Annotated in this window: 11 protein-coding genes; all 11 read right to left on the bottom strand. The window is 47.3% G+C overall.

Going from position 1 to position 13,736, the window contains the following annotated elements; genetic code table 11:
- Window positions 1–246 precede the first annotated feature (246 nt).
- The 11 genes from J4760_RS06440 to gntK all read right to left on the bottom strand — a co-directional run bounded on the left by J4760_RS06440 (window position 247) and on the right by gntK (window position 13,691).
- Window positions 247–951, bottom strand: a complete 705-nt coding sequence (locus J4760_RS06440; protein ID WP_237605156.1) for an MOSC domain-containing protein — start codon at window positions 949–951, stop codon at window positions 247–249.
- A gap of 71 nt (window positions 952–1,022) precedes the next feature.
- Window positions 1,023–2,435: an SLC13 family permease gene (locus J4760_RS06435; RefSeq protein ID WP_237605155.1), complete on the bottom strand. Its 1,413-nt coding sequence runs from the start codon at window positions 2,433–2,435 to the stop codon at window positions 1,023–1,025.
- A gap of 3 nt (window positions 2,436–2,438) precedes the next feature.
- Complete coding sequence (locus J4760_RS06430; protein ID WP_237605154.1) at window positions 2,439–3,923, bottom strand: tripartite tricarboxylate transporter permease; 1,485 nt, start codon at window positions 3,921–3,923, stop codon at window positions 2,439–2,441.
- 10 nt (window positions 3,924–3,933) lie between these two features.
- Window positions 3,934–4,392: a tripartite tricarboxylate transporter TctB family protein gene (locus J4760_RS06425; protein ID WP_237605153.1), complete on the bottom strand. Its 459-nt coding sequence runs from the start codon at window positions 4,390–4,392 to the stop codon at window positions 3,934–3,936.
- Window positions 4,393–4,470: 78 nt separating this feature from the next.
- Window positions 4,471–5,508, bottom strand: a complete 1,038-nt coding sequence (locus J4760_RS06420) for a tripartite tricarboxylate transporter substrate binding protein (RefSeq protein ID WP_237605152.1) — start codon at window positions 5,506–5,508, stop codon at window positions 4,471–4,473.
- 37 nt (window positions 5,509–5,545) lie between these two features.
- The gene (locus tag J4760_RS06415; protein WP_237605151.1) at window positions 5,546–6,160 is read right to left on the bottom strand and encodes an RraA family protein; all 615 of its coding nucleotides are present in this window, start codon (window positions 6,158–6,160) and stop codon (window positions 5,546–5,548) included.
- Window positions 6,157–7,029: a LysR family transcriptional regulator gene (locus J4760_RS06410; protein WP_237605150.1), complete on the bottom strand. Its 873-nt coding sequence runs from the start codon at window positions 7,027–7,029 to the stop codon at window positions 6,157–6,159. The genes J4760_RS06415 and J4760_RS06410 overlap by 4 nt, the downstream gene beginning before the upstream one ends.
- 16 nt (window positions 7,030–7,045) lie before the next feature.
- A complete protein-coding gene (gene acnA, locus J4760_RS06405; protein ID WP_237605149.1) occupies window positions 7,046–9,733 on the bottom strand; it encodes an aconitate hydratase AcnA in 2,688 nt (895 codons plus the stop codon).
- Window positions 9,734–9,855: 122 nt separating this feature from the next.
- The gene (locus tag J4760_RS06400; protein ID WP_237605148.1) at window positions 9,856–10,716 is read right to left on the bottom strand and encodes a LysR family transcriptional regulator; all 861 of its coding nucleotides are present in this window, start codon (window positions 10,714–10,716) and stop codon (window positions 9,856–9,858) included.
- Window positions 10,717–10,730: 14 nt separating this feature from the next.
- Window positions 10,731–12,164 carry a plasmid pRiA4b ORF-3 family protein gene (locus tag J4760_RS06395; protein ID WP_237605147.1) on the bottom strand — a complete coding sequence of 478 codons (1,434 nt, stop codon included), beginning with the start codon at window positions 12,162–12,164 and terminating at the stop codon, window positions 10,731–10,733.
- Window positions 12,165–12,176: 12 nt separating this feature from the next.
- Entirely contained in the window at window positions 12,177–13,691 is a 1,515-nt protein-coding gene (gene gntK, locus J4760_RS06390) for a gluconokinase (protein ID WP_237605146.1), read from the bottom strand.
- Window positions 13,692–13,736: the final 45 nt, after the last annotated feature.

The following is a 13,736-nucleotide window of genomic DNA, read 5'->3' as shown; positions in this document are numbered from 1 at the left end:
ATGCTCAACGCAAATTGGAGGTCCAACGTGCACTGACCTAGATGCTCAACGCAAATTGGAGGTTCAACGTGCACTGAACCAGACGCTCAACGCAAATTGGAGGCCCAACGTGCACTGACTTAGACGCTCAACGCAAATTGGACACCAACCCAATAAAAATAAAAGGATGTCATCTGCACAAGAATAGATGACATCCTTTTTCACTACCTATTATCAAAACTTTATACGCCCACAGCCACCTTCATCCTACCTGTTTGGTCCGAATACACGCTTCTCGCTGCTACCCTCATCGCCGGAAAGGCGCTTGCTGATTGTCGTTTTCCAGCTTTCAGCCAGAAGGTCGAGGGATGCCAGGCTTTCATTCAGTCCGATGTTATCCTTCTGGTTGTACATCACTTCGTTGCATGCCTCGATCGACCAGTCGGGATGGGGACGGCTGATGAGCTGAAACGTATCTCTGCTCTCCACATCCCCTTCTTCAAGCACCCGGAAGTACCAGCCGGTGCGGCCGGTCTTCTGGATCCTCAAGGCCAGGTCGAGTACATTATGGCGACGTGCGGGCTTCCAGCACGGGCGTCTCGGCTGGGAGACCTGGACGACTGCCCCACCAACCTTGTATGTATCCCCGATGCAGACGGATGTCTCGTCCATATGCATGACAGCGAAATTCTCTCCGTTGCCTCCGATTTCAATATCCGCATCAAGCTCCCGACGCCATGATTCATAGTGGCTGACCGGATAGGCGAAGACCGCCTTTTCAGGGCCGCCATGATTTTTCTTATCGGCGACATCGTCTCCTACAAATCCAGTCTTCGTCAGATGGACCGGCCCTTCTGTGGCTGTCTTGAAAATGGCGCTTTCCCACTCCTGAGCCATCTTGTTTTCTGCATCCTTCTGTCCGACCTTCTTCACTTTGCCGGTAAACAATTTATATATCTTCTGCTGCTCCATTCTCTATCGCCTCTACTTCCTCTGAATTATCTTATAATTAAGATTACTGGATTTGAGCATAAAGTCAAACGTCACCAGTAAAGAAATAGAGCAACTATGGCTATCCCTGTCATAATCAGACTCCCCAGCAGACCAATAATCAGCTGATCTTTATTTTTGATTACCCCTGTCTGATATGCCAGGTACACAGTCGGTGTATGGATTGGCAGGATGAGCATACTGCCGATGATTACAAATAACAGCATTGATAGCTGCAGATCCGCTACACCAATGAGATCTGCATAGGATATGACAATCGGGAAGATGACAATGATTGCAGATGAAGGGACGATAAACATGAAGCGCAGTATGAAAACGATTATCGAGAAGACAACCACTTTGAACAGGATTCCAGAATTTTCGGGCACTGCCATCATGAGTACTCTGGCCATTGCATCTGCCGTATCATTTTCAGCCAAAAGGAGGCCAAGCGAAAAGGAAGTGCCTAACAGAAGAAAATTCTCCCAGTCGAATCCGCGTATCACCTGACTTGTAATTAGATTGATGCCTGGAAGAGCCAAAACAGCAATCAGCAACATCGGTGGGAGCAGCAAAGGCACAGTATTCTGGTCCAGTAATATCCATGCCAGTATCATGAATACAAATCCGACCAGTACAATGATAAACTCCTTTGAATAGGTGACCAAAGCAGCAGTTTCTGACACTTCATCTGCAGATTCATCCGTCAGAATATGACCACCAGTGACACGCAGATAGACCAGCAGGATCAACACGAAAATGAGCGCCCCGATCCATACTGGAGGTGCAAGGAGCAGAAACCATTCAGTCCAGCCGATATCCGCTACACCGAAATCCCTGAGCAGCTGAACCGTCAGTACTGAGAAACCGCCCCCTGTGACGACGACCATTGTACTGAGCTGGTTAAGCATGCCGATGATGAAAAGACTGTACTTATGATAGGTGCTGTCAGGAGAAAATCCATACCTTTCATTCAAGCTGCCGACAAGCGGTTGAAGCATTTTGAACCTTGCGATGGCCGACGGAAGGACAATCGGCAGCAGAAGGATGAATACAGGCAAGCCGATGACACTTTTCATCACACTATTCCTGCTCAGTTTTCTGATCATCCCGGCAATCCACTGATCGATTCCGACATTAACAAAAACCTTGCTCAGAACAGACAACGCGAATATGAAATAGAGTGCAGAGGAGAGAAATCCCTCAAATGCCTCTTCAGTATTATCGACAAGGCCAAATACCATCATCAGTGCAAGTATGAGAATGCTTCCCGCTCCAAGCGGCATCGGAGCAATAATCCAGACGTAGACCGCTATCAACAGGAGTGAAAGTGTCAGTTGCTGTTCCTGTCCAAAAAAAGTCCCTTCCCCTATATCTGTGAATAATATAAGAAAAAGGACGCTGAATATGAATAGGAGTGAAAACAAGTTTTTTAAACCAGTGTATGATGAGATGATACCTCTCATAATTTACGCCTTCTTTTTTCTAAGTTTCAGAAGCGGGAATATGAAGGATAGTGCGGACAGGATAATCAATACGAGTGAAATAGGATTTTCAAGGAATATCATGAAGTTCCCATTCGAAATGGAAAGTGACTGTCTGAATGACTGCTCAAGCATACCGCCAAGTATGAATGCCAGTATGAAAGGCGGTGCAGGAAATGCAAACAACCTCATGATGAAACCGACAAAACCGAAAGCAACCAGCAGGTAAAGATCGAATGTGCTGAAGCTTATTGCATATACACCAATCATACTGAACATGATGACCAGTGCAATCAGTAATGGCCTTGGTATATTCAGTATTTTGGAAATGTAGGGAATCAGGGGCAAGTTGAGTACCAGCAGTACGATGTTACCGAGGTACATACTTGCAATGATGCCCCAGAAAATTTCCGGACGTTCGATCATCAGAAGCGGTCCCGGCTGTACACCGAGAACAAGAAATGCACCAAGGAGTACAGCAGTTGTACCGGACCCTGGAATACCCAGGCTGAGTAATGGGACAAATGCACCACTTGTCGCCGCATTATTAGCTGTCTCAGGCGCAGTCAGACCTTTAACGGAACCCTTGCCAAATTCTTCAGGTTTTTTTGCAATTCTTTTTTCTGTAATATATGCGATAAAGGATGCAATGGTTGCACCTGCACCAGGAAGTACTCCCAGAAAGAAGCCGAGGAATGACTGTCTGCTCATCGGTCCACGCATTTCTTTGAATTCATCCTTGGTGATTCTAAGCGAGCCGATATCTTTCTTGTCTTTGAGGGAGTCATCATTTCTGGCGATGATCAGCTTCCCTACTTCAGCGACTGCGAAAAGACCAAGTGCAATGACCAGAAAATCTATACCTTCATATAGATTTGCATTACCGAATGTAAATCTTTGTGTACCTGTCTGCTGATCAATACCAACGGTGACCATCATGAATCCGACAACAGCGGAAATCAAAGCCTTGATGGTCGATCCTTCAGAAAGACTGGCAATGGCTGTCAGTCCGAGAAGCATCAGTCCAAAGTAAGCCGGAGGACCAAATGATATCGCAACACTTGCAAGTGCCGGAGCAAGAATCATAAGCAGAACAATACTGACAGTTCCGCCTGTAAATGAAGCAATGGCTGCGATAGCCAGAGCCTTGCCGGCCTTTCCCTGTTGTGCCATCGGGTAACCATCAAAAGAAGTTGCTACTGTACCGGATATTCCGGGAGCGTTTAACAGTATGGAAGAGGTGGATCCCCCGAATACAGCGCCGTAATATACACCTGCCATCATAATAAGACCGGTTGAGGGATCCATACCAAATGTAATAGGTATCATTACAGCAATGGCACTGATTGGCCCCAGGCCAGGCAGCATTCCGATAAATGTTCCAACTAAAACACCGATCATGACAAACATTATACCTTCTATACTGAAAGCTGTTTGAAAACCGGTCATAATTCCTTCTATCGAACCCATTCAATCCCTCCTAAAATGGTAATAGACCTTGTGGCAGGTCGATTCTTAAAAACTGTGTAAAAAGCATATAGAGTATGACCGGGAAAATAATTGACACTACCGCGTTCGTAATAAATTGCCTATAGCCAAGAAACCATGAACAAAAGAATATGAATAGTGCAGTTACAAGCACGAAACCAAGCATTTCGAGCAGAAATATGTAGAGCAGTGTCATACCTGTAACAATAAGCAGCGCTAGAACTTCCTTCCTCGGAATATTCCGTCGTTCCCGCTGTTCTTCGGTCTCAGAGTCCCTTGCAAAAAACAGCATGATCGAAAGTAGCACAAGCAGCCATCCCAGACCCTTCGGCACCATATCTGCGTCTATTTGTGTATAAGCATAAGCAGGTAGATTGTATGTAAAATACAGGTAGGCTCCCGCAATTGCCAAAAGCACGAGACTGATTCTCTGGTTATTAGTTTTTAGCATTCCATCCACACCTCTTCATTTCATCAAGAATACGAGATAATTATTGAATTAAGCCGGGCAGTTGCCCAGCTTAATTTGTTATTCAGCTTGGCCAAGACCAAGTTCGTCAAGAATTGACTGGAACTCCTGGTTCTGTTCATCAAGGTATTCCTGATACTCATCTGGAGCCATGAACATTTCACCCCAGCCAAACTGATCTCTTACACTTGCGAAGCCTTCGGAATTGCTGAGTTCTTCAAACTTGTTGACATAGTAGTCGACAGCTTCCTGATCCATATCCGGTGGGCCAAAGAAACCTCTCCAGTTGATTAGTTCAGCATCGATGCCTTGTTCCTTGACTGTCGGGAACTGGCCAAGCGTTTCCCCTTCAAGTCTCTCGTCAGCGGTTACACCAAGTACCCTCATGTTTCCTGCACGTGCCTGTTCTGCAGTTTCTGCAATACCTGTCGAGTAAACATCTGCACTGCCGTTCAGAATCTGTGTGACACCTTCGCCATCCTGAGCAGAAACGTATTTAATCTGAGTGATATCAACACCCGCTGCCTTCGCTACATATGCAAAAGCAATATGATCCATGCTTCCTGGTGAAGATGTTCCAACTACGGTGACGCTTGAAGGATCCTCTTTCATATCTTCAAAGAGTTCGTTCAGATCATTCCACTCTGAGTCATCTGCTACTGCAAACGCCGGATAGTCTGCAATCATGTTTGCAATTGGAGTAAAGTCTTCATAATTATATTCCGACTGTCCGTTCAGAGGTACCAGAAGGAATGGTGGGGAGGTAACGAAAAGGTGATGATTGCTCTCCGCCTGATCTGCGATATAGGACCAGCCTACAGCACCGCCGCCCCCAACTTTATTGGTAACACCCATATCCTCTTCAATGATTCCTTCTTCACTGAATGTCTGCATGGCCATTCTGGCAGTGGTGTCGTATCCTCCGCCTGCACCCGCTGGTGCGACAATTTCAATCGCCTCTGAAGGCTCCCAGCTCTCAGCGGATTCTCCACCTTCACTGCTTTTATTGCCTGCATCAGCTGATTCTTCTCCACCGGAACACGCGATTGCGAACACTGCGATAGCAACAAGCAATAGCAGATTCAAAAACTTTTTCATTACTGTTTCCCCCTTGATTTAAATGATTTTCTATACTTCAACTCGTAATCGAGTCAATATAGCGATGGATTTCCTTAATGTCGGTTCCAACTCTTTCATCTCTTGCTTCGTCTTTTTCGATCTTCTTCCTTGCTTTATCCAGAACACTTTCGGCTTCGTTTTTTGGCACGACCACTACCCCATCCGCATCACCGATGATGATGTCACCGTTCTTTACAGCAACCCCGCCACAACTAATTGGGCGGTTCAATACACCTGGATCTGCCTTAAATCCAGCATCACAAGTGGTACCCAGTGCGAACACCGGAAAATCAAGTGCCCGGATGCCCTCGATATCTCTCACAACACCGTCTATCACGATGCCTTGGATACCGAGCGTCTTTGCCATGCCGACTACAAAATCCCCAGCTATTGCCCTGCGTGTGTCTCCCTCAGCGTCAACAACGATGACGTCATTCTCGTTTGCTTCCTTAAGCGCCTTCAGAAAGTCCTTGTTTTGACCTTTTGTGATTTTGACTGTAAAGGCTCTGCCTGCCACCTTACCGGAAGTCAGTGGTTTAATGAGGTAGTCCATCGTAGTATGCCCCTTCAGTGCATCAGAAGCACTGGTTGTCGGGATATTCGCGAATGCCTCGACCAATGAATCATTCATGCTTTTTCCTCCTCGAATTTATGTTTTACAAATTCAACAAACTCCGAAATGATCTTATTCTCCAATAGGGATTCCGTATAATAGATCCATGAGCTCGCAACCAGCGGCGTATCATCATCAAGCATGAGCCGAGACTTATATAGCTGATCCTGATCCGTAACGATGGATTCGGGAAGGATGCCATAGCCGAAACCATTCATCACCATTTCCTTGCATCCTTCAAGATTGTCGACGTGCATACCAATATTGCGAGGGGAGTCGAAGTTTGACTCCCACCAGCTTTCAATCATCGAATTGGTGGTACTGCCGGTCTGATAATCGATATTGACCAGTTCAGGCAGATCCTCCATTGAAATCGGATGCTTATAGACAAGGCATACCTGATCTTCTCCAAGCTTTTCTTTGCTTCCGCCCCATTCATAATCAGCCCGGATGAGGCCAACATGTATATTCTGAGTGTTCATCATCTGATGCACTTCACGACCGTAGCCGCTGAAAATATTGAATTCAACCATCGGATAAAGTTTATGAAACTCACTCAGGACTTCAGGCAGCTTGTACTTGGCGATATGATTGCTGACACCAATGTTCAGCTTCCCGACAGTTTCACTGCTCATGCTTTTAACATCTTTTTTGACCTGGTCCATCTCTTTGGATATTTCACCTGCTCTTATAGCCAGGTATTCTCCTTCAGGCGTAAATTCGATGCCTTTGCTTTTTCTTTCATAGATGATGATATTGAACCTTTCTTCCAACTTTCTAATTTTCTTAGTGATGGTCGGCTGTGAAATATACAATGTCCGGGCAGCTTTTGTGACGTTCTTCTTCTTGTAGACTTCACTTATAATCAGCCAGTCGATATCATCCATCTAGTCCCCCCCTCCATCACTTCTTTTTAGATACCATGCCGTCAGCGATATAGGGCAATATCCCGCCGTGCTTGTAATAGATCACCTCTGCTTGGTTATCCAATCTGACTTTCGCTTTGAAGTACTTCATTTCATTACCTTGTTCCATTCGAACTTCGATTATTTTGCCTGGATGAAGCGCTTCCAATTGGTCGGAGAAATGAAACTTATCGGTTCCTTTGATGCCAAGTGTCTCCTGATTCTCCCCGTCCTCGAACTGCAAAGGCAGAACACCCATGCAGATCAGGTTACTTCTGTGGATTCTTTCGAAGCTTTCTGCGATGACTGTCCTTACACCGAGGAGCATGGTTCCTTTGGCAGCCCAGTCTCTAGAACTCCCGGTGCCGTATTCCTTACCGGCAATAATTGTCAACGGCGTGCCATCATCCTTATACTTCTGTGCGGCCTCAAAAACATCCATGACCTCACCAGTGGGAAGATATCTTGTGAACCCACCTTCGATATCCGGGACAAGCCTGTTGCGTACTCTTACGTTTGCGAATGCAGCACGTTCCATGACCAGATAGTTCCCGCGTCTTGATGGATATGAATTGAATGCTCTCGGACTTACACCCTTATCACTCAGATAGTTTCCAGCCGGCCCATCGACTTTTATGCGCCCAGAAGGCGAAATATGGTCCGTCGTGACCGAGTCACCGAGCATCAGGAGAATTCTCGAACCTTCCAATGAATCAGGAATCAGATCTTCATTGAGGAATGGTGGCTTCTGGATATATGTCGAGTCCCGATCCCACGAGTAGTTCCGACTGTCTACTGGTGTCAGATTGTTCCATCGCTCGTTTCTTACCATGATGTCGTCATAGCTTTTCTTAAACATCGTAGAATCTATGGCGCTTTTTTTAACAGCTTCCACTTCTTTTGAGGTCGGCCATAGATCCTTCAAATAGACGTCGTTTCCGCTGTTGTCTTTGCTGATCGGCTCATTATCGAAATCTATATCGATTCTCCCCGCAAGTGCGTATGCAACAACCAGAGGTGGCGACCCCAGGTAGTTTGCCCGTACCTTAGGATGGACACGCCCTTCAAAGTTGCGGTTGCCGGAAAGGATGGAGGAAACTACCAGATTTTCTTCGTCCACAATACGATCGGCTTCGGGAAGCAGATCTCCGGAGTTTCCAATACACGTTGCACATCCATAGCCGACGATGCCAAAACCCAGAATATTCAACGCATCCTGAAGCTCCGACTTTTTCATGTATTCGGTGACGACCTTCGACCCTGGTGTGAAGGAGGTTTTGACATATGAAGGGACAGTAAGCCCTCTCTCGACCGCATTCCTGGCCAGGATGCCAGCACCAACTAGTACATCAGGATTGGACGTATTCGTGCAGCTCGTAATCGAGGCCAGTACGATACTTCCCGCTGTAAGTTTCTCACTGCCGGAGGAAGGGAGCGGAAATGCCTCATCAACCACTGAGGGTTCGATTCCATATCCACCATCATCTGGTGCTGCTTTGAGAAGATGTTCGAAGTTTTCTTTGACCTCTTTGATATCCGCTCTGTCCTGAGGTCTTTTCGGTCCGGATATCGAAGGCGTCACACGATTCAGATCGAGCTGTATATGCTCAGAGTAGATAGGATCTTTCTTATTCGCATCAAAGAATAAATTCTGTTCCTGGTAATAATCTTTGATGAAACGGATGGTCTTCTGATCTTTCCCTATCGTCTCCAGGTAATCCAAAGTTTCCTTATCAACCGGAAAATAAGACATCGTCGCTCCATACTCGGGAGCCATGTTTGATACTGTGGAACGATCGAAAACAGTAAGGCTCTGAACGCCTTCCCCATGGAATTCCACGATCTTTCCAACGACGTCATGCTTTCTCAACAGATGTGTGATGGTCAGTGCGAGATCAGTTGCCGTGGAACCTTCAGGAAGTCTGCCGGACAACTCTACCCCAACCACCTTCGGAGCGCCAAGATACATGGCTTCACCAAGCATCGCTGCTTCAGCTTCAATGCCACCAACACCATACCCGAAGATACCAAGACCATTTATCATTGTCGTATGTGAATCAGCACCTACAAGTGAATCCGGATAGACAATTGTCATCCCGTCTTCCTCTCTGGTTCTTACAACTTCTGATATGTATTCCAGGTTGATCTGGTGCATGATACCAGAGGAAGGCGGAAATACTCTGAAATTGTCAAAGCTCTCCTGGGCCCATTTGAGGAATTGAAATCTTTCTTCATTGCGATCGAATTCTCTCTGCTCATTCAACTCGATTGCCCGTTCACTCGCCGAAGCATCCACAATCAGTGAGTGGTCGATGACCAGATCGATCGGTATGACAGGGTTGACCTTCTCGAGATCTGCACCCATATCTTTCGCATGGTCTCTTAAGAGTGCCATATCTACAATAGCCGGGACGCCCGTCGTATCGTGAAACAGTATACGATGGGGTTTGAATGAGACTTCTTCGATCTCTATCCCTTCTTCTCCCCATCTTACCAGAGGTTCAATATGCTTTTTCGTTATCTTCTGTCCATCGAAGTTTCTGAGGCTCGATTCCAGAATAATTCTTAATGCATAAGGGAGCTTCTCCACATCCTTACCATACTGTTCTGCAAGATTCTTGAGAGAATAGTAATGATATGTTTGCCCATCCGTTTTGAATGATTTCAAATATAAATGCCTATCCATATGAATACACCCCACAATGTTTCTTACTTTTCAGTATATTGTAAGCGCAAACATAATGGAAATAAGTTTTATTTATCCAAATGCATAACCATTTGGAATAACACTAAACTTGAGGTGTATTTTTAAAAGTCTATCTCATCAAAGTGTTTGATAAACCTCTTAAGCAATGCCACTTCTTCTGTCTGATGGGAATAGAACATCCAAGTAGGCCGGACAATCACTTTTCCATGTTCATCCATCAGATCATATGTATGTATGTCTGGAACGTCAGCTACCGAATATTTAGGAAGAATAGCATATCCGAGCCCGGATTTGATCAATTCTTTGCATATATCTGTTCTTGAAACCTCGATTGATATATTCGGAAGTTCACGATAATTCTGCATCCACCATCTATCTATCAGTTCGCGAAGCTTATCATCCGTACGATAGTCGATCCGCTTCCTCCCAGGAAGATCAGCCAACTCAAGCGGTTCGATCGATGCCACGCACATCGGCTCCAAAAAAAGAAGCTGTTTGCCTTCTCTCCATGCATAGTCTCCCCTTACAAATGCTATGTCCACCTCGTTATTCTGAAGTTTTTTCAGCATGTCACGACTCCATCCGACTTCTATCTTGAAATCGACCCTTGGGTACATCCTTTTGAAATCAGATAGAGCTTTCGGCAATCTGTACCGCATCATAAAATTGGCGGCACTGATTTTAATCGAGCCGGATAAGGCGTCTTTCATTTTTTGAAGGTCATTTTCAATATTTTCAACGTCTGTTATAATTTTGAGCGCTTTATCTGCCAGAAACTCTCCTTGGGGAGTCAATAACGCCCCTCTATTCGTACGATAGATGATATTGACTCCGAGTTCTTTTTCCATCTGCTGTATTCTTTTGGTGACTGCCGGCTGTGTCAGATAGATTTTCTTGGAAGCACGAGAAAGGTTGCCTGCTTCACTGATCGATCTCAAAATTAACCAGTCTTTATAGTTCATATGTTTCGCCCTCCCTACATATCCGTTTCATCTGAATTGAACTCCGTAATCGGATGGGATTTCCTGAACAGCTTTTCAAGCTGGTTGTTGATGGCAGTAATCGGATAGCGTTCCCTGAAATTCGTCGCCCGGACCTTCTCGTACGTACGGGCGTATTCCGGATGTCTCGGGTCGCCGAGTATCTCAAGCACACCAGCCAGATTGCCGGCACCGCCGATATTCTCGATCGGCGCGGGACCTGCGTAGTCGCGAATGCCTGGAATCCGCCGGTGGATATTGGTTGTATTTTCAGCCAGTACTTTCAGGCGATAGGACGCACCATACATATATTCGAGCACTTCATGCTGATCGAACACACCATCGATCTGGGTGAAGCTTGAAAGAAGCTCCATTGTTCCCTCGGAGCGCCCTTCCACCTGGTTCATGCGCTCAACGATGACCAGATTGCCGGATCTGAACATCGCGTCATGCTTCTGCTGCCAACCCATCGCCTTCTGGATGATGAGGTGCAGCTCGAAAAAGTTGATGCCGGCAGGTACGATGATGGTGCGTGTAATCTCAAAATCGATATCTTCCACAGTCAATCGGATGATATGCGCGTTGTAGTCGCCGCCCTGGCTTTTATTTCCGGCAGGGCCGAGACCTTGGCGAACTTTGGTTTCGACTGCATGGAAGTCGACCTGTTCGAGTGCGCGCCTCACGTCCTCATGCATGACGTAGTGGTCGGCATGGATCTTGACGAGAAGACCGATCTCCTTCGCCGTCTCCCATCTCGAGCTCGCCTCATACACATTGAAGCTCTTCTCGACATTTTCACGGATGCTGGCATACTCCTCCGGCCCGAGCTGAAGCAGAATGCCTTCAAGATATTTCGGGTGGGTGATGACGGACGTCATATGGCGCAGATAGTCCTCTTTCTGATGGCCGTCCGGTTCCACGTTGAGCCGCTTCAGCATGGCACGGAGTGTCCGCCATGTCAGGTTGTCGTACAGCCAGTAGATCGGGCCTTTGTATATATGATGGAGCTGGCTGATCTCTTCCGGATCCAGCGGATCATCCTTATGGATATACATCGGATAGGCCGGAAGTGTCCCACTCTCCTTCAATATGCCGTGCAGTGCCCGGATGATGTCATGATGGATGGCGCCGGTCCCGTCCCCTGCCTCGAGCACATACTGGTAGTCGATCAGCACAGGATACTGCCTCACGTCATAGGCGACGTAATGCAGCCGGTCGTCGGTCTCCATGTCGACCAGGTGGCTGATGAGTTCGACTTCGGTCATCGACAGCATGCCGGCCACCACAGAGTCCGCATCGAGTCCCGCAACTTCCGCCTCCTTGAACTGGACGAGTGCGGCCTTTGTATCAAATTGCCGATCATTGATCAGATTGGCTCTGACAAGTTCATTTTCTTCAAGAAAATGGGTGAAAAATTGATGCAGATCCATGATGCCACCTCCCTATCTGATATCATCCATCCTGTCATAGAATGGTTCCAGTGCACGTCCGATTTCGATATACACACTCATAATTTCCTGATATTTCATATATACTTTCTCATCCGGTGTATATGCATCGCTCTCTCCGACGAAGTTTGATACTGCACTCAGATCATCCATCTCGCCAATGGCGTACAGGCCGAGCAGGCAGGCTCCGAAAGCACTCGATTCATAGGATTTCGGCACAGTCAGCTGTTCACCGAACACATCGGACATGAGCTGCTTCCACATCTCGCTTCTGGCGAATCCGCCGCTTGCCTTGATGCTTTTGACGCTGCTCATCTGTTCCCTGAGTGCAAGGTATACGCTGTAGAGATTATAGACGACACCTTCCATTGCCGCACGGATCATGTGGCTTCTGCTGTGCGACAGTGTCATGCCGTAGAATGAACCCACTGCCTTGGCATTCCACAGCGGTGCCCGCTCGCCAGCCAGATACGGGTGGAAGATGAGCCCATTGCTGCCGGGCTGGATATCCTTGGCCGCCTGGGTCATCACTTCGTATGGATCCTTCCCCTTCGTTGCGGCCTCTCCGACTTCCTCCTGGCACAGTTCATCGCGCACCCATCTCAGAACGACGCCGCCGTTATTCACCGGACCGCCGATGACATAGTGGTCGTTCGTCAGGTGATAGCAGAATATGCGCATCTTCGCATCCGTCCTCGGTGCATCGATCACCGTACGGATGGCACCACTCGTACCGATCGTGATGGCAATATCTCCCTCCTCGATGGCATTGACACCAAGATTGGCGAGTACGCCATCACTGGCACCGATGACAATCTTTGTCTCCTCCGCAACACCGAGATGACCATAGACCCGGCTGAGCCTAGGATATACGCGTGTCGTATCCACAATATCGGGCAGCTGTTCCGGGCTGAGTTCGAGAATATCAAGCACTTCCTCATCCCACTGCGATGTCTCAAGGTTCATCATGCCCATGCTGCTCGCAACCGACTTATCGACTTCATAAAGTCCTGTGAAGTGGTGCAGCACATATTCCTTGATGCCGACAATCTTGCCGATGCGGCTGTACATCCCGGGATTTGCCTCCTTGAAATAAAGCAGCTTGATGAATGGGCTCATCGGGTGGATCGGCGTCCCCGTCCGTCTGTATATGCTGACCCCTTTTTCCGTATTCCACGCTTCTGCAACATCTTCACTGCGACGGTCCGCCCAGGTGATGCATTCGGTCAGCCGGCTGCCGGAGCGGTCCAGCAGAATCAGGCTGTGCATGGCGGAAGAGCATGAAATGAATTCGATGCTGTTACCGCAGCTGTTGCGCTCAACGAGCGTTTTGACTGCCCGCATCGCCTTGCCGAGAATCTCATCCGGATCCTGCTCTGCGGTATGTACGTCCGGGGTGTGGAGCGGATAGTGTTCGGTCTCCTTGTCCACATATTCGCCCTCTGTACTGAACAGCACCGCCTTCACTGCTGTTGTTCCGAGATCGAGACCCATCATATATTTCTTCATGCCATTTCCTCCTCGTTTTTCCTGTTACCTCTATTATATGTGTTT

The organism is Salinicoccus sp. ID82-1, from assembly GCF_021991715.1.
In the GTDB taxonomy this organism is placed as follows: Bacteria; Bacillota; Bacilli; order Staphylococcales; family Salinicoccaceae; genus Salinicoccus; species Salinicoccus cyprini.
Note: the sequence above shows the minus strand (reverse complement) of the source record. Positions and strands in the feature narration are given on the sequence as shown.